At 46.4% G+C, this 21,952-nt stretch carries 19 protein-coding genes; 13 read left to right on the top strand and 6 right to left on the bottom strand.

From position 1 onward, the window contains the following. Nucleotides 1-4: 4 nt before the first annotated feature. On the bottom strand, nt 5-298 hold the full coding sequence (locus O3C43_13380) for a hypothetical protein (GenBank protein MDA1067485.1): 294 nt from the start codon (nt 296-298) through the stop codon (nt 5-7). 192 nt (nt 299-490) lie between these two features. On the opposite strand from O3C43_13380, the gene nadC reads away from it, so the two are divergent. From nadC to amaP, 11 genes are all read left to right on the top strand, one after another. After that, nucleotides 491-1,414: a carboxylating nicotinate-nucleotide diphosphorylase gene (nadC, locus tag O3C43_13375; protein ID MDA1067484.1), complete on the top strand. Its 924-nt coding sequence runs from the start codon at nt 491-493 to the stop codon at nt 1,412-1,414. A 3-nt stretch (nt 1,415-1,417) separates the two neighbouring features. Continuing rightward, entirely contained in the window at nt 1,418-2,413 is a 996-nt protein-coding gene (locus O3C43_13370) for a biotin--[acetyl-CoA-carboxylase] ligase (protein ID MDA1067483.1), read from the top strand. 73 nt (nt 2,414-2,486) lie between these two features. Continuing rightward, nucleotides 2,487-3,542 carry an ABC transporter ATP-binding protein gene (locus O3C43_13365; protein ID MDA1067482.1) on the top strand — a complete coding sequence of 352 codons (1,056 nt, stop codon included), beginning with the start codon at nt 2,487-2,489 and terminating at the stop codon, nt 3,540-3,542. A 226-nt stretch (nt 3,543-3,768) separates the two neighbouring features. Further along, nucleotides 3,769-4,521 (top strand): ABC transporter permease, encoded by a 753-nt coding sequence (locus O3C43_13360; GenBank protein MDA1067481.1) that lies wholly within the window; start codon nt 3,769-3,771, stop codon nt 4,519-4,521. Nucleotides 4,522-4,530: 9 nt separating this feature from the next. Beyond that, complete coding sequence (locus O3C43_13355; protein MDA1067480.1) at nt 4,531-6,015, top strand: GldG family protein; 1,485 nt, start codon at nt 4,531-4,533, stop codon at nt 6,013-6,015. Between the two features lie 11 nt (nt 6,016-6,026). Continuing rightward, nucleotides 6,027-7,940 carry a DUF4340 domain-containing protein gene (locus O3C43_13350; GenBank protein MDA1067479.1) on the top strand — a complete coding sequence of 638 codons (1,914 nt, stop codon included), beginning with the start codon at nt 6,027-6,029 and terminating at the stop codon, nt 7,938-7,940. A 61-nt stretch (nt 7,941-8,001) separates the two neighbouring features. Beyond that, complete coding sequence (locus O3C43_13345; GenBank protein MDA1067478.1) at nt 8,002-10,761, top strand: hypothetical protein; 2,760 nt, start codon at nt 8,002-8,004, stop codon at nt 10,759-10,761. A 195-nt stretch (nt 10,762-10,956) separates the two neighbouring features. Next, nucleotides 10,957-11,427: an acetyl-CoA carboxylase biotin carboxyl carrier protein gene (accB, locus tag O3C43_13340; GenBank protein MDA1067477.1), complete on the top strand. Its 471-nt coding sequence runs from the start codon at nt 10,957-10,959 to the stop codon at nt 11,425-11,427. 12 nt (nt 11,428-11,439) lie between these two features. Beyond that, nucleotides 11,440-12,825, top strand: a complete 1,386-nt coding sequence (gene accC / locus O3C43_13335) for an acetyl-CoA carboxylase biotin carboxylase subunit (GenBank protein ID MDA1067476.1) — start codon at nt 11,440-11,442, stop codon at nt 12,823-12,825. A gap of 2 nt (nt 12,826-12,827) precedes the next feature. Continuing rightward, a complete protein-coding gene (locus O3C43_13330) occupies nt 12,828-13,271 on the top strand; it encodes an Asp23/Gls24 family envelope stress response protein (GenBank protein MDA1067475.1) in 444 nt (147 codons plus the stop codon). A gap of 104 nt (nt 13,272-13,375) precedes the next feature. Further along, nucleotides 13,376-13,807: an alkaline shock response membrane anchor protein AmaP gene (amaP, locus tag O3C43_13325; GenBank protein MDA1067474.1), complete on the top strand. Its 432-nt coding sequence runs from the start codon at nt 13,376-13,378 to the stop codon at nt 13,805-13,807. Here the strand turns inward: amaP and O3C43_13320 are convergent. From O3C43_13320 to O3C43_13305, 4 genes are all read right to left on the bottom strand, one after another. Further along, complete coding sequence (locus O3C43_13320; protein ID MDA1067473.1) at nt 13,804-14,706, bottom strand: 50S ribosomal protein L11 methyltransferase; 903 nt, start codon at nt 14,704-14,706, stop codon at nt 13,804-13,806. The two genes, amaP and O3C43_13320, sit on opposite strands and share 4 nt — an antisense overlap. A 32-nt stretch (nt 14,707-14,738) precedes the next feature. Then, nucleotides 14,739-15,887 (bottom strand): molecular chaperone DnaJ, encoded by a 1,149-nt coding sequence (gene dnaJ / locus O3C43_13315; protein MDA1067472.1) that lies wholly within the window; start codon nt 15,885-15,887, stop codon nt 14,739-14,741. Between the two features lie 2 nt (nt 15,888-15,889). Then, nucleotides 15,890-16,510: a nucleotide exchange factor GrpE gene (gene grpE, locus O3C43_13310; GenBank protein ID MDA1067471.1), complete on the bottom strand. Its 621-nt coding sequence runs from the start codon at nt 16,508-16,510 to the stop codon at nt 15,890-15,892. A gap of 104 nt (nt 16,511-16,614) precedes the next feature. Then, a complete protein-coding gene (locus O3C43_13305; GenBank protein MDA1067470.1) occupies nt 16,615-17,568 on the bottom strand; it encodes a class I mannose-6-phosphate isomerase in 954 nt (317 codons plus the stop codon). 293 nt (nt 17,569-17,861) lie between these two features. On the opposite strand from O3C43_13305, the gene O3C43_13300 reads away from it, so the two are divergent. Then, nucleotides 17,862-20,414 carry a DNA translocase FtsK gene (locus tag O3C43_13300; GenBank protein MDA1067469.1) on the top strand — a complete coding sequence of 851 codons (2,553 nt, stop codon included), beginning with the start codon at nt 17,862-17,864 and terminating at the stop codon, nt 20,412-20,414. Between the two features lie 98 nt (nt 20,415-20,512). Beyond that, the gene (locus O3C43_13295; GenBank protein ID MDA1067468.1) at nt 20,513-21,343 is read left to right on the top strand and encodes a helix-turn-helix domain-containing protein; all 831 of its coding nucleotides are present in this window, start codon (nt 20,513-20,515) and stop codon (nt 21,341-21,343) included. A gap of 6 nt (nt 21,344-21,349) precedes the next feature. Here O3C43_13295 and O3C43_13290 read toward each other — a convergent pair whose 3' ends face one another. Continuing rightward, complete coding sequence (locus O3C43_13290; protein MDA1067467.1) at nt 21,350-21,943, bottom strand: hypothetical protein; 594 nt, start codon at nt 21,941-21,943, stop codon at nt 21,350-21,352. Nucleotides 21,944-21,952 lie beyond the last annotated feature (9 nt).

The raw sequence follows: 21,952 nt of genomic DNA, 5'->3' as shown, positions 1-21,952 counted from the left end.
GTAGCTAGACACTTTCAAGCCCAAAATAAAGGGTTTCAGCGATACGGAAAGAATTTGTCCTGCACCCGCCAGTCTCGGGCACTTCGTTGTCATTCGCCAAACTGTACTTTATTTTGGCCTTCTTGAAAAATGGTGGAAGCGTGGCAATCTGCTTTTCGGGAAGCCCGCATTCGGCCTTTATGTTGTCCGCGATAGCATCGGGATTTGACCATTCAGCGACTGGCGAGACGAGAAGTTCGCCAAAGGCTGTTGATACGATTGAAGAGATCAAAAGGAGGAAGATTAGCGATGATTTCATTTTCCTTCTATACGTAAAACTCCAAATTCATACAAGACATTTATCTCTAGGGGCAAGTTTCAAACGGGTGCGTCCACGGCTTCGGAATTCGCTTCGTGGACTCGCTCCCGAGCCGTGGCTGAATAAACCCGGCCTTGTCAGGAAGATCATAAAGCTTGAGGGGCAAACTGGCTTAGGGTTTAACCTCAAGCTGTGAATAAAGAGGAGCGTATTCAGAAGTTCTTACATCGGGTTCAATTTGGGGATCTATCTCCTTCGTATCTGGAGCAATTAATCCAAATGGCCCGTGACGAGGATCTGCAGGGTAAGGGTTTGAGGGTCAAACCTGATAAGGTTGGTGATGTAACTTCTGCTGTACTTAATAGAGAGGGAGGCGGTAGCGCACTGTTGCATGCAAGGCAGAATCTGATCGTTTGCGGGATACCGTTGGTGCCCGCAATATTACAAGCTTACGATGCCGGGTTGGAATTCGTGCCGTCGGTGGAAGATGGAGCACCTGTCGTCACCAGAGAGTCTCTGGGCCTTATTAAAGGGCCGGTTACAAAACTGTTGATGGCAGAACGGGTGCTTTTGAATTTCCTTCAATTTCTTTCGGGTGTCGCGACAGAAACAGGCAAATACGTTGATGCATTGGGCAGTTCTTCCACGCGCGTTCTCGATACACGTAAAACAACTCCAGGCTACCGGATGCTCCAAAAATATGCAGTTGCTTGTGGTGGTGGATGGAATCATCGATTGGGGCTATTTGATCGAGTGATGCTTAAGGACAACCATCTTGCCGCTGACAATTCACAAACGGGTGAACCTTTAACCCATCTGGTGAAGCGTTCCAGAGAACAAAATCCAACCCTGCTCATCGAAGTTGAAGTAGATATCCTGGAGCAAGTCCCGGCGGTTCTCGCAGCCGCACCCGATAAAATCATGCTGGATAATTTTTCAATCGACGCACTGAAACAAGCGGTAGCCCTGATTGGAGACCAAACCTGCACCGAAGCAACCGGCGGCATCACTTTGGAAACCTTGCCAGAATACGGCAAACTGGGGCTCGATTTCATTTCAACGGGAGCCTTGGTTCATAAGGCCGGCTGGGTGGATATCGGATTAGATTGGGAATAATACATGTCACATACAGACACGAGCTCCATTACCATTCTTAAAGCCCTTCTGAACGCAAAGGATGGCTTTGTTTCTGGAAATAAATTGGCAGAACAGCTTGGTGTGAGCCGGGTAAGCGTTTGGGGACGCATGGAACAACTCCGGAGCCAGGGTTTTGAATTTGAGGCGGTTACCAGGAAAGGGTACCGGATCCTAAAAAAACCTGAATCGTTAAATGCATTACTGACAACAGCCTACCTCTCAAACCCGGACCAATGCCCGGAAATCATTTTTCTTTCAACCATCGACAGCACGAATGACCACACGAGTCGGCTCCTGGCGAACGACTATGAGGCACCTTTTTTTGTCCTTTCAAATCAACAAACTTTGGGCCGGGGCCGCATGGGCCGCCAATGGCATAGCCCGCCATCATCCAATCTGTACCTAAGTTTTGGCAGTCGTCCGAATGCTCGCCCCGACAGGATGCAGCTATTTACCCTTTGGATGGGTGTCTACGTGGCAAGATACCTGAAAAGTTGGTTGAAGGCAGCTATCGGCGTAAAATGGCCGAATGACATTTATTATGAAGGCAAAAAATTGGCCGGAATGCTGACTGAAGCACGGGTGGATTCAGACTCATTGCGGGAACTGGTATTCGGAATTGGACTGAATGTTAATCAAACCCAAGCTGATTGGCCGGTTAATCTTAAAAAAACGGCAACGAGTTTGAGGGAACTTACCGGCCGAAAACTGGACCTTAATAAAACCGCCGCACTTTTGATTGAGGCCATTTACAGCGGCTATGAATCATTCATCGCAGGTAACATAAGAGAGACTTTCGAAACCATGTGGCCAGAATTTGACATTCTAAAAGGTAAATCCATAGAAGTTGAAACACGGGACGGCATCCTTGAGGGGATCGCTTCCGGCCTGGATAACAGAGGGTCACTCATCCTTATGAAACGGGATCGAAAACTGACTACGCTCAATTCCGGAGATGTGCATATCAAGACGCAGTAAAAGATCTGCCACCATCCAAAATCGACATTGCCAAATGAAGCTGGCCAGCCTTCTCTAACTATTTCTTATCCTGATGGAAGACTCCGTCGAATACAGCATTGAGGTTAAAAACCTTACCAAACAGTATGGCCGCATAACGGCGATCCAAGATATTTCCTTTTCACTTAAGAAAGGAGAGATCGTAGGTTTCCTGGGCCCTAATGGTGCGGGCAAAAGTACGACGATGAAGATCCTCACCGGTCTTATTTCAGCAAACAGCGGTTGTGCTTACATTTGCGGCATTCCCGTTGCGACTCATCCGGAGGAGATAAAGCGCAAGATCGGTTACATGCCCGAAAACAATCCACTTCCGGTGGATATGCGGGTTGGCGAGTATTTAAAATTTCGTGGGAAGCTCAAAGAGATGTCTGGCAGAAAGCTGCGCAAGCGCATCGACTATGTCTTGGAGCTCTGTGACCTGACCCAAGCCAGGAAGCGCGTAATTGAAGGTTTATCAAAAGGCTACCGACAACGGATTGGAATTGCCGAAGCCATTCTCTCGGAACCGGAGGTGATCATCATGGACGAACCGACTATCGGCCTGGATCCTCACCAAATCCTGAAGATTCGAGACCTCATAGGAACGCTGAGGGGCCGAATGAGCGTGATTATTTCCAGCCACATTTTACCAGAAATCGAACTCACCTGTGACCGGGTTATCATCATCAATCGCGGTTTTGTCGTAGCAGCGGGAACCCCGGGCGAGCTCCGCAAAGAGTTTCTTCCAGAGTGTTCCTACCAGTTGGAAATCACTGGGCCCGTTAAAGCGCTTGAGCCTGAAATAAAATTCGTCTGCCCGAAGTTAAACATCATTTCCAGTGAACCCATTCCAGGATCCACCATGAATCGGATCGCTCTCGAAGGACCTGCTGAAAAGGACATTGGAGAAAAATTAATCAAGCACCTCTCATCCTTACCCCACTTAACCCTTCGATCTTTACATAGCACTGAAGCCACTCTGGAGGATATCTTTCTAGCAGCGACCAAACGGTCCTGGGAGGTTTTGGCCGATCAACCGGAAAGACTCACAGCGGTCCCTTTTCAAAAGAATGAGCCCGTTGCCGTAGTGGAGGAGGAAAAAGAAGGCTAAGCCACATATCTCACCAGATGCTCACAAAATTAAGAAAAGTAAAAGGAATGAACGACTTGCGGTTTTATAACAAATTACACTCTATGAACATCTATTTTGCGCGCATCTTCGGGCTGAGATGCCGAGTATTCCTCCCTCCCGGCTTAGTTACGCACAGCAGTGCGCGCCTTCGCCTATCGGTCGTCAGCCTCAACATCTCAACTCCGTGAGAAATGCGGGCTAAGCCATGAAACACTTTTTCACTCTTTTAAAACATGAACTGAGAACCATTCTTCTTAGTCCGACTACCTACCTGGCCGCATTTTTCTTTCTCATCATCATGGGAATGGTTTACCAATTCGTATTGGAGGGTTATAACAAGGAACCTCAAGAGATGCTCCCCTCGAACATCTTTCTGAATGCTTTTTACATACCGGTTGTTTTTCTCGTACCATTGCTCACTATGCGCAGCATTGCGGAAGAACGGCGCCAGGGATTGATGGATAGTTTACTGACGACTCCGATTACTTCCATCGAGTTGGTGGCAAGTAAGTTTTTTGCCGCCTATTTACTCTATGCAGGGCTCTATGGGCTGACTTTGGCCTTCCCTGCCATCACCTACTATTTCTTCCCCGACGATCGCATTCTGGATAAAGCGAGTTTGATCGGTGGCTATTCCTTTATCTGTGTCAGCGGTCTTCTTTTTACCAGCATCGGGATTCTTGCCAGCTCGGTTACTCGCAGTCAGTTGATTGCAGGTATTTTCAGTTTCACCCTGTTATTTGGGCTTCTGTTTGGAGAAAATGCCCTGGGTGGAATCGCAGGTGGCTACCTCGATCGCTTTATTATTCTGGGTTCGTTTCTCGAATTTATTCAAATAAACGGGCATGTGGAGGATTTCAGCCGAGGGGTAATTGATACGCGTCCCATTGTTTTTTATTTAAGCAGTACGATGATAATGCTGAGTATCGCTGTGTTGGCCGTAGATCATAAACGTTAACCAAGAACCATGTCTAAACTAGAAGATTTCAAGTATAGTCGCTGGGTCAATCGAGGGAATTCTCTTTTCCAGCTTTTCTTGGTTATCGCGCTATTTATCGGCCTCAACATCCTCTCGTTAACTCATTTCAAACGTTATGATATTACTGAAGATCGCAAATACGCTTTGTCCCCAGAAACGGTTTCTTATATTCAAGAACTGACGGAGCCTATTCGGATTATAGTAACCATGAACGGCGATGAAAATAGTTCGGAGATGGGCCCCTATTATAGCGACATCAAAAACTTGGTTAAAGAATACCAATATGCAGCCCAGGCAACAGGTGCAGGGCCCATTCAGGCAGAATTCATAAACGTCTACCAGCAACGTCGGCTTGCTCAAGAGCTGGTGGAAGAATTTGGAATCAGCCAGCCGAACCTGGTTATTTTTGCTTCCGAAACCAAGCACCACTCGGTGGTCATTGATGAGCTGTACGAATCGGAAAAACTGGAGAAGACTGCTTTTCGGGGCGAACAGATGTTTACCTCCGCCATTCTCGATGTTTCGAGCCCAAAAGAAAATTCCATTTACTTTCTAAAGGGCCACGGCGAACGGGATCCAAATAGCGTAGATCCGATCGTGGGGCTTTCCCAACTGGCTCAGCAATTGGAACAAAGGAACTTTCAAGTAAAACCGTTGGATCTGACAGTTCCGGAGTCGCGGATTCCCGAGGATGCCAACCTGGTGGTTTTGGCCGGGCCAAGGCAACCGCTAATGGCTAGAGAAGTTAACATTTTAAAAGACTATTTAAATGAAAACGCGGGAAGGCTCATCGTTTTAATAGATCCAGCGATCAATAACAACTTGGGCGACCTGTTTTACCACTGGGGAATTCTCGCCGAAGATATGGTGGTGTGGGATACTGGCTCGGATTCTTTGATGCCTGGAGGAGATTTCTTAATCAGGCGTTTTGATCCTGATCACCCTATCACTGAATCAATCGCAAAAAACAGCGAATCGGTCGTGGTAGGTCTTTCACGGCCCATTCGAGCAGACATCGGTGCACCATTAGACGACAGACTTTCCGTAAAGCCAATTGTAGGCGGTTCCGAAACCAGCTGGGGAGAACGATTTTACCGTGACTCGAAATCGATTGGTTATGACCACGGAGTGGATTTGAAAGGACCTGTCAGCATCGCGGTGGTTTCTGAACGAAGTATTTCATCCGAACTCGGAATAGATATTCCAGGAGGTCGTCTGGTGGTATTTGGCACATCCGAGATCATAACAAACAGTCGACTCACCATTCTGGGAAACTTTACGCTATTCCTGAATACCATAAACTGGTCCTTGGATAGGAATAACCTTTTATCCATCGAGCCTAAACCCATTGAGAAACTCCACATAACCCTGAGCCAGGAGGAGATGTCCAAATTGCGATTAGCCATAATGCTAATTCTTCCTTGTTGTTCTGCGATATTTGGAACGTTTATATACTGGCTGCGTCGAAGCTAATTTCACTACTCATGAGAAAACAACTCACAGTCATCCTGATTTTGTTAAACCTTGTTGTAGTGGCGCTTTTCTATCTGTTTGAACGACCAGGTCCTGATGATGACATAAAGGCTAAACGAAAGATTTTTGGGGAAGAAGCGGTCGACATAGATTACATCCGAATCTCAGGAAGCTCATTAGGGCCCGACCGGGTGCTGAAGAAGGTGGAAAACAACTGGCACCTCACATCGCCCATTGAATGGCCCGCGAACTTTTTTGCAGTGGGTCGTATTCTGAACCAGATCACCTTCCTGGAAAAGGAAACCAGTTTTTTAGTCTCTGAGCTCCAAGCAGCTGGCCGGGATTTGGCAAGTTATGGACTCGAAGAACCGCAAATGAAGCTGGAGTTCGGTAAAGGAATAGCACGTACCTCCATCACAATTGGTTCGTCAACAGAAGTAGGAAACCGGATATACATCCTCTCACCCGATCAAAAAGAAATTATGGTTATCCAGCGGGGTCTATTCGACAGCCTCTTGGTCGACCTGGGTAATTTACGCAGCCAATCGGTTTTCGATATCCCTCTGTTCGAGGTCCAAACTATTAGTTTACAGAAGTCCTACCCCACTCCATTACGGATAAGAATTTCGCGTTTCGGAGAAGACTGGCGTTTCGAGATTCCTTTTAAAACCAGGGCAGACCGCGCTGAAGTGGAAATGGTTATCAACGGCCTGAACAGTTTGAGCGTACAAAGCTTTGAGACCAATCCTGAGCCGGATCTCAGCATTTATGGCCTGGATAACCCAAAATTGTATTTGACGATCGAAGCCACAGATAAAAGACAGACCATTCTAATCGGGAAACAATTGGCAGGCACAGAAGGAGACGCGCTTTATTATGCCAAAGGGAGCGAGAATGGGACCATATTCACCATTCCCGGTCTGTTGATCGATCAAAATTTGAGCAACGCCCAGGAGGAGCTTCGCGAGAGGCAGTTTGTAAAGTTCGACCCCAATAGCCTCAGCACTATAGAAATAACCCAGTCGAACCGGTCCGTCTCCTTGCAGAAATTGGAAACAGGTACCTGGCAAGTAATTCGAAGAGATGAGGACGGTAGTGTAACCGCGGAAGTTGCGGACACTAAAAAATTGGCCAATATGATGAGTACGCTCTACATATTGAGGGCACAAAGTTTTATTTCAGACGCCCCTTCAAATGCAGATTTGGAGACCTACGGATTTACCGACCCGCAACGCACGATACAGTTAAAAGGAGGCACACCACTGAAGCTACTTGTTGGGGATTTGGTTCCTGGAAATTCCAGACATGCGTATGCCAAACTGGAGCAGGAGCCGTTTATTTATGAAATCGACACTTCGATTTTGTCTGAATTTCACACACGCCCATTCAATTACCGTTTACGAATTCTCCACCAAGAACCTGAAGACGCCAAATTGGTTGGAATGACCGTCCTGGAGCTTGCTAGCGATACGACCGTGTACAATGCGGTTCTCAATGAAGTAACTCCGACCTGGAAAGCGATCGCAGCAGCTAACCAATCGGACGAAGAAGGACGCGAGAGCTTGCTCTCATTGGTCAGTCAATCGAAGTCCATTGAAGCGCGTGAGTTTATCGAAGAAGACTTCGATAAGGTGCCATGGAAATACCGATTGGATATGCATTTTAAATCCTCTGAAAATTCGAATACTTCTTCCTGGACGACCCCACTGTGGGTCACTGAACGTCTTACCGGTACAAACACAATTGGTGGGATCAAATCCGAAGGTGGTGTCTTTTATACGACCCAAGCATTCGCTGATGCTTTTTTTAAACTCACTTTTGCGCGCTTTGACCCCGGTCCCGAAACAGAACCCGCACCTGAATCATTGCCTCCCGATGTACCACCCTCTGTTGAACCTGAACCGGTAACCCCACCGAGTCAGTAAACTACCTTACCGTATTCTCAATGCGGAGACTAGAACCAGCCAACATTTAGGCTAACTTATCATGTCTTACCTTGCTAAGAAAAACCGTTCATTTACGAGGCGGTGTTTTATCAAGTTTCAGAACGTGATCATGTTCTGCCTGACGTTCACTTTATTGTTACTTTTAACAGGGTTGGGGCTGAGCATATATTACGATGAAATTCCGGTCCCTCAGCGTATACTCGAAATCGTAAACGCCAAAATCAAGGAACAGGGGCTAACTCTGAAGTACGAAAAAATCATCCTCGATTTTAGAGGAGACCTCCTTATCAAAAAAGCCCGTCTATCCTTCGATAAGTCAGGAGAAACTGCACTCGAAGTAGATCAACTATACCTCGACATCAACTACGCGTCTTTATTTCTGGGAAGGATTCCTTTAAATAACCTGGAGCTCGACAACGCACGCATTTATTACCCTGCCATCGTATCTCCCACCGGCACCAACCAACGGATGTTGGACAAAGTGAATTTGGCACTTTCCAGACGATGGACAAAATGGAATCTCAAATATCTGACCGCTAAAATTCAACATCTCGATATTGTGGCGAGTGGTGATTTGAGCGCACTATTTGCAATTCTTGGTCAAACAAAACCCAAAGAGAAAACCAAAGATCCTTACCTCCAATATTTGCAGATAGCGCGGTCAGTATCCGACCAATCAAAATTTCTGGATATGTTTGATGCGCCGAAGGTAGAGATTATTTTCAATAGTCCTTCCAAAGCGGAGTTCTCCGCGGAGATCATAACCCATATCGAGGGTTTTGAAATAGACGAAATGCCCGAGGTTCAGGGTATTCGGGCTCAGACAAAGCTCCAACTGTTACCCGAACTTCAATTTCAAGAGGCCCTTCAACTATCCGCAAATTCTATTGATCAGCAAGAACAGCAAGTAACTGTTCAACAGGTCGAACTATCTGCCTTTAATAATCAAGTTTTCCGCGGTATTCAAAGTGTGTTCCCTCTGAAGGTTGAGTTAACAACCGGGCCTATCGATATCCAGGGAACAAAAATTGATCAGGCAGTATTCACTGGTAAAATACTCAACCAGAATGAGGTTGAAGGAACCCTTTTAGTTTCTCTATATGAAGGTGTGCTGGAGGCTGCGGTCAATGGCAACTGGAAGGAACAAACGGGCGAAGGGTCGTTGTCCGGATTCATCAATCTTGAGCGTATTTTCGACAGACCCGAATTCGATCATTTATGGAAGCTGCGTTGGTCTAAACAACACAAGCCTGTATACCTCGATGTAGTATTTTCCTATCCTGGAAAACTGGAGAATGCTGCAGCAACCTTTCGGGTGGAAACAAGGGATATTGATATAATCAAAACACCATTCCAGTGGGCGCGGGCACGTGGCACTCTGGCCGGTACAACAGTTGACGTGTATCAACTTGAAGGTGGAGGAAATGGAAACGATCTTCTTTGCACCTTTGTCCAAGATTTAAAAAATCCCTTTTACCGATTCACCATGGCAGGGCGATTTCGCCCTCACGACATCGATGTATGGTGGAGAGATTGGTGGAAAAAGACCTTCGATTATTTGGAAATCAAAGGCGAATTACCCTGGATGGATATGTCCATTCGCAATACCTTTAAGTTTAAAAAGCAGCTTACGCTGTTTGGTTACTCAGAAGCAGAAAATGTAAATTTGAAAGGGATGCACTTCGACAAAGCTTCGGCCAAAATGTTTATCAGACCCAATTACATCGATGTTTTAGAACTGAATCTTGAAAGACAGGAAGGAAAAGCTACTGGCGAACTCCAAAGGCATCTCGAAACAAGCAAATTAAAAAATGTGATCGTGGACATTGATTCGAATCTGGATCTCGAACTCTCAATGAATTTATTTGGTGAAAACGGTTTAAAAATTATCGAACCGTATACCTGGACGGCAAATCCCGGCCTTTCTATTGTTGGGGAATTCAATTTTGAGAATGATTCAAACTGGCAAGACCTGTTGATTGAGATTGAGACTGACCAGTCAATGACCTTCTACGATTTCCCGTTTGATAGCTTGGAGGTTAAATGTCATTACGACCACGGTGACGTACTGCTCGACACAATTAATTTTGGTTTTGCTGGAGGGAAAGGCGAAGGAGAAGCGTCCTACCTAAAACAGAATGACCTCTCCTTCTTACTCTTCGATTTCGATATTGTAGATGCCGAGTTGAAAGAATCCCTCATACGCCTAGCAACTGTTAAGGGGCCGAAACCTGAAAGCATTGAAAATTCAGCTGCGCCAAAAAGCAAATTAGATTCTTTACAAGGAAAACTGAATATTCATGCCAGTGGCATTTCGCCTGCCGGATCCGGGTTAGATCGCGTCATGGCTAAAGGTAATATTGAAATCACGGAGGGCAATCTTGCCCAGATTCCGCTCTTTGGCCCGCTTTCGGCTCTGATGCCATTTACGAAATTGCATTTAACCACTGCCAAATCCTTCTTTGCCTGGGATGAGGGCAAAATGACATTCCCCGATCTGGTTATGACGGGAAGCACTGCCCGCCTCGAAGGTGTAGGAGACTTTTATACAGGTAGCTCCGACCTGGACTTTCAAGTTAGAGTAATGCTCCTCCGTGAAACCGACATACCGTTGATTTCCAATATTATAATGCCAATTTTCGACCCTGTGAGCAAAATGGCCGCAGTTAACCTGAAAGGCAGCCTTTCTAACCCGCAATGGCGCTTTGCAATGAGTCCGTTAAACTTCTTCGACAGTAAGCCGGATGAATCTAATAAAGACACAAAAACAGAGCTACTTGACTTCGAATTCCGAAAATAAAGGAAAAACTTGCAGAATTGCCCAAATTCACAAGCATCCGCTGACCTGATTTTTGTGGATATTTTGATCTTTGCCTATAAAGCTGGCCTTCTACAATTTGCGTAAAAGAATAAGAACCCTTAGAAACAATACCTACCAACAAAGAGCCCACTTAACTATTTAGATGGGACGCAAAACTTTAACCAACATATAAAATTGGACCTAAAGCAGATAAAACAAATCATTGAGGTCATGAAACGTTCCTCACTCACGGAGTTCGAGATTGAGGAAGAAGGCCTTAAACTACGCATTTGTCGTAGCGACGAAAATAAAGGCCATGGCGGTCCTACTGTGCCACACTATCCAGCTCCTGTGCCCATCGCCTACGCTCCGCAACCTGCAGAAGAAGCGGTGCCTCAGGCACCAGCGGCAGAAGAAGAAAAGGGAATCGTTGTGATCAAATCACCCATGGTGGGCACTTTCTATCTGGCACCTTCACCCGAAAGCCCTCCATTTGTGAAAGTAGGAGATACGGTCAACAATGACTCACCCGTTTGCATAATTGAAGCCATGAAGGTGATGAATGAGATCCCGGCAGAGCTTTCCGGAGAAATTAAGCAAATCCTTTTGGAAAACGGAGACTCCGTAGAATACGGACAACCGCTCTTCAAGGTAAAGCAGCCCTAATCGGTCCTTTCCATGATCAATAAGATCCTAATCGCCAATCGTGGCGAAATCGCACTTCGCATTGTTCGTGCCTGCCGTGAGTTGGGCATTAAAACCCTCGCCGTCTATTCTGAAGCGGACGAACAGTCGTTGCATGTCCAGCTGGCCGATGAAGCTATTTGCATAGGTCCAGCCGCCGCCAGCCAAAGCTATTTAAAGTCCGACCGTATCATAAGTGCAGCGGAAATCTCGGACGTTGACGCTATTCACCCAGGCTACGGATTCCTTTCTGAAAAAGCGGATTTCGTTGAACAATGCGAATCCTGCAAAATCATATTTATTGGCCCGAATTCATCCATCATCCGGAATATGGGAGACAAAGCATTGGCGATCGAGTCAATGCGGAAAATCGGAGTTCCAACCGTTCCAGGGAGCAACGGGGTAATAAAGGATGTAAAGGAAGCCGTTAAAATAGCCGAATCCATAGGATATCCAGTTCTTATAAAAGCCGTTTCAGGGGGAGGAGGTAAGGGCATGCGCGTTGCGCATAACAGTGTCGCATTTGGCAAAGAGTTTGAGTCTGCACGTAACGAGGCTGAAAAAGCTTTTGGAGACTCGTCGGTTTACCTCGAAAAATTTATTGTAAATCCGAGGCACATTGAATTTCAAATCCTAGCCGACAATCATGGAAACGTAATCCATCTAGGGGAGCGGGATTGTTCTGTTCAACGGAGACATCAAAAATTAGTCGAAGAAGCACCATCGCCGTTTCTATCTGAAGAACTTCGCCAGGAAATGGGGGCCGTCGCGGTCAAAGCAGCCAAGGCAGTTGGTTACACCAATGCAGGTACCATTGAGTTCCTTGTCGATGAAAGCGGGAACTACTACTTCATCGAAATGAATACCCGTATTCAGGTGGAGCATACTGTGACTGAAGAAGTCACCGATATCGACCTCATTAAAGAGCAAATCCGTATCGCCGATGGACAACACCTTCGCTTTAAACAAGAAGATATTGTGATTAATCGGCACGCCATAGAGTGCAGAATCAATGCCGAAGATCCGCTGCGAAATTTTGCGCCCTGTCCGGGAACCATTGGCCTCTATTACCCACCAGGAGGGCATGGAGTCCGCTTGGACTCGCACATCTACGGCGGCTACCAAGTCCCTCCCCATTACGATAGTATGATCGGAAAGTTAATTACTTATGGTCGTAGTCGTGAGATCGCGATGGACCGGATGTATCGAGCCCTTGGGGAATTTATTATCACAGGGATCAAAACGACAATTCCCTTTTCTAAAGCAATCATGCAGGATCCAGTATTCAGAAGCGGCCAGGCTACAACCAAGTTTGTAGAAGACTTTATAGAACGCTCGAATTTGGATGCATTGACACAATCGAATCATAACCTCGAATAATCATGGACACCGCTAAAACGGATACAAAAAAAATTCCATCTATCACTACCGAAGAAACACATTCGTTGGGTGAGATCAAAATCAATCACGCCGTAGTTGCCAACATCGTGCGACTATCCGCACTTGAAAACCCCGGCGTTTACGCCGTTGCCGGAAGCTTTGTTGACGGTATCGCGGAAATCTTTTCCAAAAAAGAAGCTTCACAAAGCGGAGTCCGAGTCACTGAGAACGAAAACAGCAATTACCTCATAGAGATCAGGCTGATTCTAAATTATGGCGTGGAGTTGGCCAAATGTGCCTACGATATACAATTGGCCGTAAAGGACCGTGTAGAAAATATGACCGGAAAACTGGTTGAGCGGGTCGATGTCGTCATCGAAGGAGTAAAATCGAAAGAGGATCACCCCGGTTCAAGATCAAGAAGTGATTTGTCGGTAGACGAATAAATCAATTTTAAATTTTTACGACGCGGATGTTATGGTCCGCGTTTCTTTTCGACAGCTTGCAGTTTTCATTGCAGGGTCTTCTCTTTCTACAAGCCAAACTCACTATGCAATCCCTGATAGACAAATTCGGAATCCAGCCATTTACGCTAACCCTGATCTTTCTGATACCGCTTGCTATTCTTTTTGTCGTCCTGGTGGTTCTTTATCTGAAATTAGGCAAGGCGAACCTTTTGGTATTCAATAATGCAGATGGAAAAGTTGAAATCTCCAGAACGGCGATTCAGGAAATTATCCAGCGTACTTGCGAACAATTTGTTGAGGTCGGTCGTGCACGAGGAGACATTCGAAAATCCAAGGGTAAGATAACGATCAAAGTCCGTCTCAAATTAAGAGTAAAAACTCGCCTGCAAGATATTTCAAACGAGTTGCAAAACAAAATCACCCGAGCGATTCGCGACGATTTGGGAATTGAGAATCTCGGTGAAGTGAACGTGATTGTTGAAGGCTTTCTGGCGGAAACAAAGCCAAAAGCTTAATCGATATCAATCACCACATCTGACCACTCCCCGAGAGAATGGCTTGTGATAGAGGCGGACTTTCCAATCCGATTCAGCTTCTCCTTATAGGTGGTGCGCACCTCTCTAAGCTCCTTGGTAAGAATCCCGCTTAAGATAAGGCGACCTCCAGATTTCACTGAAGTGATCAACGCATAAGGCTGTTCGATGAGTACCACCGCCAGGATATTGGCGAAGACGAGATCATAGGCTTGTTCCTGGAACCCTGTCTCGAGGTCTCCTTCTAAGAAATCCACTTCCCCAGCAAGATCGTTTAGCAACAAATTTTCATGACTGATACGAACGGCGTCAGCATCATTATCAAACCCAACAACAGTCGAAACCCCTAGTTTCTTCGCCGAAATCGCAAGAATTCCAGACCCGCATCCGGCATCGCAGCAAGAAAGTTTGTTCGAAGAAGCATCGAAATGATCTCTTGTTTTCAAAAATTCTATAAGGGCTTCAATACAAAGACGAGTCGTCTCATGGTTCCCGGTTCCAAAAGCCATTCCCGGGTCAAGCCAGACAACCGCATCACCGTCTGGAATCGGATAGGTTTCCTTTTCCCAAACAGGCACCCAATGCAACCCCTTGAAACTCCACGGCTTAAAGTGTACCTTGTAGCTATCTTTCCAATCGGTGTCTGGCAACTCCTGGAAATCAGGATTCAATTTGCCAAGTAGCTCTTCGAAAAAAGGTTCGATTCGATTCCAATCGTCCTGTGCTTCAAGCTCGGATTCATAAACCCCTGAAGCGACTCCGACTTGGGTGTCCTGGTCGAGGTACATATTCCAACGACCTTCATCGACTTCAAAAAGCAACTCTTCGAGGGCATCAACTTGATCACCAATAATAGAAAACGATACTTGAAAAAGAGACATAAAAATTTACCGAACAGCTAACAGATAGACGTTTAGCGTTCGTCAAAGAATCGTTTGGCCTTATCGAAAAACGATTTACCGATCGGTTCCATATCATCCCCCGACTCGATCGCAAATTTTTCCAGTAATTCCTTTTGTTTCCCGGTAAGGTCCTTTGGTACTTCTACATGCACAGTGATGTATTGATCGCCCACACCATAACCTCTAAGTGAGGTCATCCCCTTTTTTCGCATGCGGAAAGTTGTTCCCGACTGGGTTCCACCCGGTATTTTTAAAGAGGCTTTTCCGCCAAGCGTCGGCACCTCTATGGCACCACCCAATGTTGCCAGGGTAAATTTAATCGGAATCTGGCAATAAAGATCATCGCCTTCTCTTTCAAAAATTTCGTGATCCTGAACGTGAATAACGATAATCAGGTCACCCGTTGGGCCACCGCCTACACCGGCTTCGCCCATGCCAGATAGTCTTAAACGGGACCCCGTATCAACACCCGCAGGTACTTTTACCTGGGTATTGCTCGCTTTCATAACCCGACCTTCGCCGGAGCAGGTCTTGCAAGGCGTTTCTATGATAGAGCCGGATCCGTGACAAGATGGGCAGGCCTGCTTGACGCGGAAAAATCCTCGGGAGGTAGTCACCTGGCCAGCTCCGCCGCAGGTGTTACAAGTCTTCTTGCTAGTGCCTGGTTCTGCACCGGTCCCGCTACACGGGGTGCAACCGACCGCCCTGCGGAAAGAAATTTCTTTTTCAACGCCCCTGGCAGCTTCACCCAATTTGATTTGCAAATCGTATTGTAGATTTGCCCCGGCGCGTGCTCCACCCGATTGGCTGCGGCCGCCGCCGCCAAAAAGTTCATCAAAGATTCCGCCAAAACCGCCGCCGCCGCCACCCTCGTAGACTTCACGGAACATATCAAACGGATCATGCCCTCGACCGCCACCAGGGCCCATACCACCTCCTTCGAAGGCTTTGGGTCCGTAACGGTCATAAGCGGCACGTTTTTCAGAGTCTTTGAGTATCTCGTATGCGTGGGATACCTTCTTAAACTGTTCCTCTGCATCCTTGTCATCTGGATTGCGGTCGGGATGGTATTTGAGTGCCTGCTTACGATAAGCTTTTTTCAGTTCCTCGTTTGAGGCACCCTTATCTACACCCAATAGATTATAAAAATCTTCAGCCATACCTAGCTTTCTCCATCTTCTTCTGTAGCGGGGCCGCTGGATACAATTACATTGGCAGCTCTTAATATACGCCCGTTCAGCGAGTAGCCTTTTCGAACCACTTGAATGATCTTGTGATCTTCCACTTCATCACTCGGCTGAAACGCGACACTTTCATGGAAATTCGGATCGAAGACTTCCCCTACAGGATCAACACATTCCAAACCGTTGCTTTGAAGTATAGAACCCAGTTGTTGGGCAACCATGCGAAATCCTTCTGAAATGGCTTTCGCTTCTGGATGGTTGTCTGCAGACATGAGACCCAGTTCCAGGTTATCCAAGGCAGGCAACAGATCCTCAATCAGTCCCGATAAAGCGAATTTTCGAAGCTCTTCTTTTTCCCGAATAGTGCGTTTTCGGAAATTTTCGAAATCAGCTGCAGCCCGAAGCACCTTTTCGTAAAGGTCTTCTTTTTCCTGACGGCTCTTTTCCAGTAACTCCTCAATTGAAAGTTCCTTCACATCATCAGTCGTGTCCTCTGTGATAGGTGATTCCTCTGATTCAGACGACTCCACGGCAGCTTCTTCCCCTTCCGGTGTTTCCATTTCTTCTTCCAATGTATTGTTTATTTCCTCTTCTTTCATAATTAGGACCCGCTAAGGAAACGAGTTATCCTTACAAGTTCAAGCAATCGTTATACACTTATTTTGGGCTCAAAGATCCCAAAAATTGAGTGGCAACCGACTTTCTACGCAAAGTGATCCGTTATAAGTAACTCGGCAGTAGCCGAAGACGTCACTTCAAAGTCACCCTGATAAGGAAGTAAAAAGGTATCCCCTTTCTGGAAAAGACTTCGATCCTTTCCTTGAACTTCGATATTACCAAAAACTACACTGATTAAAACCGGCGGAGTTTTGTCAGGAAAACGAAGGCTGTTTCCAGCCTCTACCTTTTCTTTTCGAATGCGAAATTCATTACAATCGGCCAAGGTATCTCCCGGTTGTGTGTTGCGCAGCGGCTCTGGCTCAAAATCGTCAAACGCGATAGATTCCATTGATTCCTCCACATGCAGCTCCCGTGGTTTCCCATCGAGTCCCAATCTCCCCCAGTCGTAGACTCTGTAAGTCGTATCCGAGTTTTGTTGGATTTCCAGAATGAAGTTTCCGCCACCAATCGCATGAATTCTCCCGCTCCATACAAATATGGAATCACCAGCCTCAACGATTGGTTTATGAATCAACGGTTCCAGTTCCCCGTTTTTCAAAGCAGCTTCAAAAGTCTCTCGCGTAACCCCTTTTTTCAATCCGACCATCATTTCCGAGCCTTCCTCTGCATCGGCAATATACCAATTCTCGGTCTTGGGTTCACCGTTGAATTTCTTGGCGACGCGAGCAGGAGGATGAACCTGCAGGCTCAATTTCTCCTGACAATCCAACCACTTAATAAGAATCGGAAATGGCTTTTCGGAATCGTAGGCTGGACCCATCACTGTACCGGCATGGTTCTGAAGCAGTTCACGAATGGTCAAATCAGTATAAGGTGGAGATAACACGATTGATTGCGCTTCAGGTCGGTCCACAACTTCCCAACTCTCGCCAATCAATTTTTCGGCAGGGAGCGTGCGATTTAACTTTTTCTCGAGGCCTCGACCACCCCATACGCGTTCCATGTAAAGAGGTTTAAAAACGATGGGTGATGACATGATTTCGTAAAGTTCAGAATAGATACTTTTAATTCAAAGAAAAACCACTATGGTTGTATTTCTTAATGATCCAAAGCCAATTTTTGGAGTCCTAAAGATTAAACTTTCATCCAACATCTCATCTATCACCATCCTAGGGTTAATATGGCCTTGATTCACTTGTGCGGCAACCTGCTATCTTTCTGTTGAATATCAATAGCTTATAGATTATAAAAAGTTGTTAATCTAGCGTCAAAACACAATGCCACCCATTGTCATTCGATCTGCCAATCCTAGTCTTTTCTTAAATCACCATGGCACCTCCCAAAAAACAGACCAAAGGGACAAGTAAAACCACACTAGGATCTTACAGCGGTAAGTCGCGTCCGATAACTGGATTTTTCTTTCTTGTTATAGGCACACTGATGCTCATTTCCCTCATCATATTTGATTTGGACAATAGTTCGTTTAAGGAAGTCCCCTTCGGACTTCCTCCTTCCGAAAATGCATCCAGCGAATTCGTGGTAGGCGTTTTCGGAGAATATATCGCTTTTTATTCTCTATTGATGTTTGGATTTTCAGCCTGGGTCATTTCGTTTTTTTGTTTTTGGTTGAGCTACCTATCTCTTTTTAAGAAATCTCACTTTCTGAAATGGCCCCAGATATTAGCCATTTTTGCTTACACTTTTTCCGTGTCTGCTTTGGGGGCGCTCATTCAGGATTCTTTCTTCCAAGGAAGAGAAGTTGAAATCCACAACGATTGGAGCTACGCTGAAGGCCTTGGAGGTTTAGTCGGGAACGTTTTTTACACTCATGGAATGCGAACTTGGTTTGGGCCGGTTGGAACATCCATTGTGTTGGCAGCTACGCTTTTGCTTAGCCTCATCTTGTTGTTTACATCGGACTTTTCCCATATCCTTGAACGTTCCCAGATATGGTTGATCGACTATCGAGAAAAGGCAGCCCAACGCCGCTTGAAACGCAAAGAGGAAAAAGCACGTCGAAAGGAGGAAGCTTTAAATAATCTGGCCGGGGAAGCGTCGACTGCAGAAACTGTTAAGCCCACAACAGCCAAGTTCCGACTGCGGGAAGAAGATGAAGAAGAATCTATTCTTGAGTCGATAGAGCTCGAAGACGTGGAGGATTTTATTGTACCGAAAACTTCGGATCCAGCAACACCGGTCGAAAAAGGGAAGTCCTTACAGATTCGAGTTCACGGTGAAGGTTTCTCGAAAAAAGAGGCACCTGACACGCCACTAAAAATTGTTGCCACGCAGGCAATGCGAAAGGCGCTAAAAAAATCCGTTCCTCAAAAGCAGGGGAATTACATCTTTCCTACTCTCGCGCTTTTAAAAGATCCTCCGGAAAAAGATCATGCGTTAGATAAGAGTGAGCATGAAGCAACAGCCGCAGCTCTAATTCAAACACTGGCCAACTTTAAAGTAAGCGTACGGATGGGTGAGGTTCATACCGGACCGGTTATCACGCGCTACGAGGTGCATCCCGCTCCTGGAGTTAAAGTTGGGAAAATTCTGGGGCTTGAAAACGATATCGCACTGGGGCTCAAAGCTCTCGCGGTTCGGATCCAGGCACCGGTTCCAGGCAAGGGTACCGTCGGAATTGAAGTTCCGAACAAAAGACCGGAAGCAGTTTACCTTCGCGATATTATTGAGTCGGAAGACTGGGAAAACTCCACTGCCGAGATACCAATAGCTTTAGGCAAGGAAGTAAGCGGACGGCCTCTCATCGCCGACCTTACAAAGATGCCTCACCTACTCGTAGCCGGTGCCACGGGATCCGGCAAAACCGTATGTATTAACACCATTATCGCTTCGCTCGTCTACCATTCGAGTCCTGAGGATATACGGTTTATCATGGTGGATCCGAAGATCGTGGAAATGCAGGTCTTTAATGACCTCCCACATATGATGATTCCTGTTGTTACCGATCCGAAAAAGGTCCCGGGTGCATTAAAGTGGCTGATCGCAGAAATGGAACGTCGCTACCAGATATTTGCCAAACTAGGGGTCCGAAACATCGCTGGCTTTAACGATAAACAGAAACAGTCGCGTAAAGAAGCGAGCGAAAGAAAAGCACAATCTGCCATCGATAGAATGGCTGGTGAGGATTTGCTCGGTATGGACGATATTCCAGAAGCCGAAGCTCCATACATTGAAGTGCCGCGAGATGACAATGTTCTCATTCCCGAAAAATTTCCCTACATCGTTTGCATTATTGATGAGTTGGCAGACCTTATGATGGTAGCTCAACAGGATGTTGAAGTTGGTATCGCTCGTTTGGCACAGTTGGCCCGGGCAGCAGGCATTCACCTCATCATCGCAACTCAACGACCTTCTGTAAATGTGATCACAGGTATCATTAAGGCCAATCTTCCAAGTCGTATCGCCTTCCAGGTCAGCTCAAAGGTAGACAGTCGGACCATATTGGACGAAGGCGGAGCCGAGCAACTTATTGGACGAGGAGACATGCTTTTTAATCCTCCCGGTTCGGGAAAATTATTACGTTCCCAGGGCTGTTTCGTCTCAGACGAGGAAATCAACAATATTGTAGAGTTCCTCAAACAAAACGGCCCTCCTCAATTTGTGGAAGAGGTTCAAAGACAAATTGAACTGGAAGACGGTGAAGATATCGGTGAACTTCAAGAAGAGGAGGATGATCTGTTCCCAGCTGCGATTGACGTGTTGCGAGGTACCGGTCGGGCATCCACTTCAATGCTCCAACGGCGCTTGAAAATTGGGTATAACCGCGCTGCAAGAATAATGGACCTTATGGAAGCACGTGGTATTGTCGGGCCGGATAATGGGTCGAAGCCACGCGATATTCTCATGGATTTAGAGAATCTTTAGGAGCGAGGTAACCCCCCGAAAGGAAAAATGGATGTGTTTTCCAAAGGAAATATAATTTTCTTTGCATTTTCTCTGCGGTCTCACTTAATCAATCCGATATGCAATCTATTGGGGAACGGCTAGAAGAAGCCCGTAAAAAAAAGGGAATTTCCATTCGCGAGGCAGCCGATGCTACCAAGATACGCGGCGACTTCCTGGATTGCTTCGAAAAGGACAAATTCGATATCGGCATTCCGGACGTCTACGTGCGTGGGTTTTTGAGCAACTATTCGAAGTTTCTCCACATCGATCCGGTAAAGATTACTACCGACTACACCTCATTTAAGCTAGGTCGCAGTAAAATCTCCAAACGCGATAGAGGTGAATTACTGGGCCGCCTGGACATGCCAGATTCGCCTCCCGGAAAAGATGCGCCAGCCCAGCAGGATCGATATCAACAAGAGGTTTCCGCTCCCTTAGGCTCATACTCCGGCGGATCAGAAACGCATTCCTCAAGTCTGGTAAAGGACGTCGATACCGAGGTTGATTATTCTCTTTACTGGAAACTCGGCCTTGCCGTTGCTGCTGTATTCGCCGTGTTTATTTTACTCGTATACGTGGTCTGGAATGTGATCACCAAAGAAAGTCCGGGGATAAACCCGGAACTCGTCGAGGCCCCTGCTGTTGATACCTCTGGCACACAAATTCTTCAACCAGCTGAGGAAGTTATTAAGCTGATCGCGTCTGGTGACGTAAATGTTTTGGTCATTGAAAAAGAAACGAACACGAGGCTTTTCAGTGCTCCACTCGCAGCGGGTGAAGAAGTAGAAATCAGGAAAATAGGTCCAGTCACCATTGCTTTCAATGAAGGTCAAAATTTAAGTTACACCAAAAGTGGGCAAACCTTCAGTCCTGAGACTAAAGGCCTGGGTAGAATAACCGTACCCTGATTTAAATTACACGTTCGCTTTCCAGCCAGCGGGACCTTTGACCCCAACTGGAGATCCCAGGATTTCAGCAATAAGAATAGCTTTTTTCTGGCCAAAGGGATGAGCTAGATCCTTGAACAGGTCCTTGCGCAATTGTCCTTTGGGAGTTCGGCGTTTTGCAAGTCCCCATCCTTCAGCTTCACCAGGCTTGGATTTAATTTTTGCCTCCAGCTCACGGACCTTTCGCATCTTTGCTTCGATTTCTGCCTGGTGCGCTTTTTGATCATACAAAGGCGGCACCGCAGTACGAGGCTTTGGGGGAGACTGATCTCGCTCACTGTATTGTGGTCGCCCATAATTCGAAGGCTGAGCGACAGGAGCAGGTTTCGGGGGTGGGGGCGGAACCGCCCTACCTGTTCGTTCGGCAATTTTACGTCGAATCTCCTCCTGGATCTGCTGAACTCGACGCGCTTCTCCAGGCTCTATTTCGACGTTCTCCTCTGACTCACGGGCATCTTGTTCCTGCTTCGCTTTCTTCTGAGAGGCGCTTCCCAGGCCGTACAGAATCATAATGATTATAGGGACAACTACCGTCTCCAGGTTATTGAGGATCCAATCCATGATAGTTTA

It is taken from the genome of Verrucomicrobiota bacterium (assembly GCA_027622555.1).
GTDB lineage: Bacteria > Verrucomicrobiota > Verrucomicrobiia > Opitutales > UBA2995 > UBA2995.
The sequence above is the reverse complement of the archived record's forward strand: the minus strand, read 5'-3'. Positions and strand labels throughout refer to the sequence as shown.